This window comes from Reyranella sp., assembly GCF_050185545.1.
GTDB lineage: Bacteria > Pseudomonadota > Alphaproteobacteria > Reyranellales > Reyranellaceae > Reyranella.
On the sequence record NZ_JBFWZI010000167.1, the window covers coordinates 11145 to 15798 of the forward strand.

The window sequence follows — 4654 nt, forward strand, 5'->3', positions numbered from 1 at the left end:
CGAGGCCCCGACGGATACCGCAGATGCCCTGGCTGCCGCCGCGCCGGCGCTTGCCGATGCCGACGAGCGCTGGACGCGCGAGCACGCCGATCGCGGTGGTGATGGCGCGGCAAGCCGGGTCGGCCAGCGCGAGGATGCGCCCGACGCGCTCGACTTCGTCGCCGATCGGCCGCGCTCGCTCGCCGCCTATGTGCTGGAGCAGCTCGACATCCTGTTCTCCGATGCCGCCGAGCGGCGGATCGCGCTCAAGCTCGCCGAAGGTCTCGACGAGGCGGGCTACTGCCGCCTCGACGCCGCGGTCGTCGCCGAGGCGGTCGGCGTCGAGCTCGCCCGGGTCGAAGCCGTGTGGACCCGGTTGCGTGGCATCGAGCCAGCCGGCCTGTTCGCCCGGACGCTGGCGGAGTGCCTGGCGGCCCAGCTCGCCGAGCGCAACCGGCTCGACCCGGCGATGAAGGCGATGCTCGACAACCTCGATCTGGTCGCCGCCGGCGAGCTCACCCAGCTGCGCCGCCGCTGCGGTGTCGACGAGGAAGATCTGCGTGACATGCTGGCGGAACTGCGCACCCTCGATCCGCGCCCGGGCCAGGCGTTCGAGTTCGAGCCGATCCAGCCGGTTGCACCAGACCTCGTTCTGCTACCGGCCAAGGATGCCGATACCGGCGAGGAAGGCTGGCACATCGAGCTCAACACCGATGCGCTGCCCAAGGTTCTGGTCGATCGCAACTACCACGCCATCCTGATGAAGGGCGCGCGCGCCAAGCCGGAGCGCGACTTCGTCGCCGAGCGCTTCCAGTCCGCCAACTGGCTGGTCAAGACGCTGGAGCAGCGCGCCACCACCATTCTCAAGGTGGCGCGCGAGATCGTGCGCCAGCAGGACGCCTTCTTCCGCCAGGGGGTGAGCGCGCTGCGGCCGCTGGTGCTGCGCGACATCGCGATCGCCACCGAGCTGCACGAGAGCACGGTAAGCCGCGTCACCTCGAACAAGTACATCGCCACGCCGCGCGGCATCTTCGAGCTCAAGTACTTCTTCACCTCGGCGCTGCCGGCGCGCACGCCCGGCGCGACCGTGTCTTCCGAATCGGTGCGCTCGCGCATTCGCCATCTGGTGGGGGCCGAGAATGCGCAGCACCCGTTGTCGGACGACCGCATCGTCGACCTGCTGAAGGGGGAGGGCATCGAGATCGCGCGCCGCACGGTGGCGAAGTATCGTGAAGCCATGCGCATTCCTTCATCCGCCGAGCGCCGCCGGCTCGGCCGCCTGGGCATGGCGCGCAGCCTGCCGCCGGCCCTCTCCAACACCGCTCTGGCGCCGCCGATGTTGGCGGGTTCGGCCGACTGAACGAGGCTCGGCAATGGCCACGCGGCCCGGCTTGACCCGCACGGTCGAGGCGCTTATAGGGGCGCACCTTTCGCCCAGGGGTGCGACTGGTCCCTGCGTGGCAACCCATTGGTGACATTGTGGAAATCGCCGATTTGCTGACCGGTCCCGAGGCGGTCCTGGCGAACGTGAAGGCATCCAGCAAGAAGGCATTGCTGGCCGAATTGGCGAACAGGATCGCCACCCTCCTGAAGCTCGACGAGCGCCGCCTGTTCGACCGACTGCTCGAGCGCGAGCGGCTCGGCTCGACCGGCATCGGCGGGGGCATTGCGATTCCCCATGGCCGGCTGCCGAACATCGCCAAGCCATCCGGCCTGTTCGCCCGGCTCATCCATCCGATCGATTTCAACGCCATCGACGAACGGCCGGTCGACATCGTGTTTCTGCTGATCGCCCCCGAGGGGGCGGGCGCCGACCATCTCAAGGCCCTGGCGCGGGTGTCACGCTTGCTGCGCGATCGCAACCTGGTCGACAAGCTGCGTGCGACCGACAGCGCCGAGGCGCTCTACGCGCTCCTGATCGAGCCGGTGCAGACGCAGTCGGCGGCTTAGCCGAGAAGCTCAGAGTCTTGCGGACCGCGGGCGTCCCGCCCACTCAAGGGCGTTCGCAGACAGACGTACGAGCGGGCGGGACGCCCGCGGTCCAGATGATCAATGCACCAGGGCCGGCTCGAGGTCGTGCTGGCGGATCAGCGCCTGCGCGATCTCGACCGAGGGTGCGGCGGCGACCGCCTTGCCGTCGGCCGAGAAGATGCCGATCGCGTGCGCGCCGTCGGGCAGGTTGATCGGCTTCACATAGGCGATCTGCTGGGCGCCGAGGCTGAGGAAGGCGTCGTCGGGAAGGCGGGTGAAAGTCGTCGTCGTCTGCTCGTTTTCCATGGCTACCTCCTTGGCAGCGTCCATACCCGTCCTATCGCATTCGCCGGGCGGCGATGACGATGGTGGTGCTTTCCTCCACGTTTCTATTGCCGCCATCGATGGGAATGGTGCGGATGCGCGGTTCGACCACCGGCCGCACCAGATCGATCGACAGCAGCCCGTTATCGAGACGGGCGCCGGTAACCTCGATGCCGTCGGCCAGCATGAAGGCACGCTGGAACTGACGGGCGGCGATGCCGCGATGGAGGAACACCCGCGTCGTGTCGTCGGTCTGCTTGCCGCGCACCGACAGCTGATTCTCGATCAGCTCAATCACCAGATCGTCGGTCGTGAAACCGGCGACGGCCAAGGTGATGCGCAGCCCGTTTTCGCCAATGCGCTCGATGTTGTACGGGGGGTAGCCCTCGGCGTTCTTGGCCAGTCGGTCCAGCGTCCGCTCGAACTGGTCGAAGCCCAGCAGCAAGGGCGAATTGAAGATCGGCATACGACTCATGCAACCCCCCTCCACGGAGCGAGCGGCCCGGAAACCCGATAAGGCGTTCCCTTGGGGTGAATCTGGGGAGCAGGCGGGCCGGTTCAAGGCCCGCGGGCGGGAGCGCCCGTCCGGGTGTCGGGGGAACCAGCTGAACGGGGGCGTTTTCAAGGCATCGCCATGGCAGGCCCCGTCGGGTAGACTGTCGACACCCCTCACCCGCCCGGTGGCAGTCCTGCCAGGCCAAAACGACACAAGCTGATGACGCTGGTTGCTTCAGATTCGCGACGGCCCGGTGATCCTTTGGTAGCAGGCGAGCGTCCCTTGCGCTCCACGCCGGCCATCCGTCGCACCAAGGCCTCCCTCGAGGCTCCGGCCGAGCCGCGCGCCGTCCGCCGCTGGCTGCTCGGCTCCCGCCTTTACTCGATGACCTTGGGCTATGGCAGCCCAAGCACCTTCTTCGCCGTGGCGCCCGACAACTGGCCGGGCGATCCGGCGATCGGCCATCGCCTGCTGTCTGGCGAGCTGCAGGCGCGCGGCCACGTCGATGCGGTGGCGCCGGAGGCGTCCGATCCGCCGTGGCAGCGCGCCGGCGCGTCCCCGTTCTGGCTGGAGGCGCTGAACGGCTTCGGCTGGCTGCGTGACCTGCGCGATTCGGGCGACATCGCAGCCGCCTCCCTGGCGGTCCGGCTGGTCGACGATTGGACCAACCAGGAGTGGCGCTGGTCGCCGATCACGTGGCGGCGCGAGGTGCTGGCCGAGCGCATCGTGGCGTGGATCCGCCATTACGACTGGATGGCGGCGGCGGCCGATCCGGGTTTCGCCGCCCGCTTCGTGTTCTCGCTCGCCCGCCAGCGCACCCATCTCAAGCGCGCGCTGCGCGCCGGCCTGATCGGCCACGATGCGGTCGCGGCCCTGAAGGCGCTGGTCTTCGCCGACCTTGCCTTCCTGCGGGATGGCCGGGCCTTCGAAAGAAGCCTCGAGCAGACGCTGGGGCGACTCGGCAAGTTCGTGAAGCGCTACGTGCTGCACGATGGCATCGTGGCCGAGCGCGCGCCGCACCTGCAGGTCGTCGTACTCCGACACCTGCTCGACGTCCGCGCGGCGCTGACCTCGGCCGAGCGCCGCCCGCCCGCCGAGCTGGTCGCCGCGATCGACCGGCTGGCTCCCATGCTGCGCTTCTTCCGTCACGGCGATGGCGGGCTGGCCCTGTTCAACGGCGCCTGGGAGGGCGATCGCACGCTGATCGACCTGGTGCTGGCGCGGTCGGGGTCGAGCGAGCCGGCGCCCAAGTCGGCACTGGTCAGCGGCTTCCAGCGGCTTGCGGCGGGCACCTCGCTGGTGATCGCCGATTCGGGCAGCCCGCCGGGACGCGGCATGGACGGCATCGCCCATGCCGGCACGCTGTCGTTCGAGATGAGCGCGGCGCACGAGCGGCTGATCGTCAATTGCGGCACCTATCCCGGTGCGGCGCGCGAATGGCGGCATTTCATGCGCTACACGGCGGCGCACAGCACGGCAGTCGTCGACGACACCAATTCGAGCGAGATCACCAATCACGGCTCGCTCGAGTATCGCGCCGGCAACGTGCTGGTCGATCGCGCCGACTCCGATGGGGCGCAGTGGCTCGACATGTGCCACGACGGCTATCGCTCGCTCTACGGCATTGTCCATCGCCGGCGGATTTGGCTGTCGGCCGACGGCGGCGACCTGCGTGGGGAGGACACCTTCGTCGGCCCCGAAGGCCGACCGGTGACGCTGCCCGACCGCCGCTTCATCGTCCGCTTCCACCTGCATCCCGCGGTCAAGGCGACCCTGGCGCAAAGCGGCCAGGCGGTGCTGATGCGCCTGCCGAGCGGCCGCGCCTGGCGCCTGCGCGCCTCGGGTGCCGGCATGGGCCTGGCCGAGAGCATCTATCTCGGCGAG

Annotated in this window: 5 protein-coding genes; 3 read left to right on the forward strand and 2 right to left on the reverse strand. The window is 69.2% G+C overall.

The genetic code is table 11. The features are described from left to right. Together rpoN and ptsN are read left to right on the forward strand one after the other, a co-directional pair. The coding region (rpoN, locus tag AB7O82_RS30050) for an RNA polymerase factor sigma-54 (RefSeq protein WP_428620923.1) at positions 1–1339 on the forward strand (1339 nt) is incomplete at its 5' end. A gap of 119 nt (positions 1340–1458) precedes the next feature. After that, complete coding sequence (gene ptsN, locus AB7O82_RS30055; protein ID WP_428547406.1) at positions 1459–1929, forward strand: PTS IIA-like nitrogen regulatory protein PtsN; 471 nt, start codon at positions 1459–1461, stop codon at positions 1927–1929. Positions 1930–2028: 99 nt separating this feature from the next. On the opposite strand, the gene AB7O82_RS30060 is transcribed toward ptsN, so the two are convergent. Together AB7O82_RS30060 and AB7O82_RS30065 are read right to left on the reverse strand one after the other, a co-directional pair. Next, positions 2029–2256 (reverse strand): hypothetical protein, encoded by a 228-nt coding sequence (locus tag AB7O82_RS30060; RefSeq protein ID WP_428547409.1) that lies wholly within the window; start codon positions 2254–2256, stop codon positions 2029–2031. Between the two features lie 31 nt (positions 2257–2287). Continuing rightward, positions 2288–2749 (reverse strand): Hsp20 family protein, encoded by a 462-nt coding sequence (locus tag AB7O82_RS30065; RefSeq protein WP_428547412.1) that lies wholly within the window; start codon positions 2747–2749, stop codon positions 2288–2290. 303 nt (positions 2750–3052) lie between these two features. Here AB7O82_RS30065 and AB7O82_RS30070 point away from each other — a divergent pair. Further along, on the forward strand, positions 3053–4654 hold a 1602-nt coding region (locus tag AB7O82_RS30070; protein ID WP_428620925.1), incomplete at its 3' end, for a heparinase II/III family protein.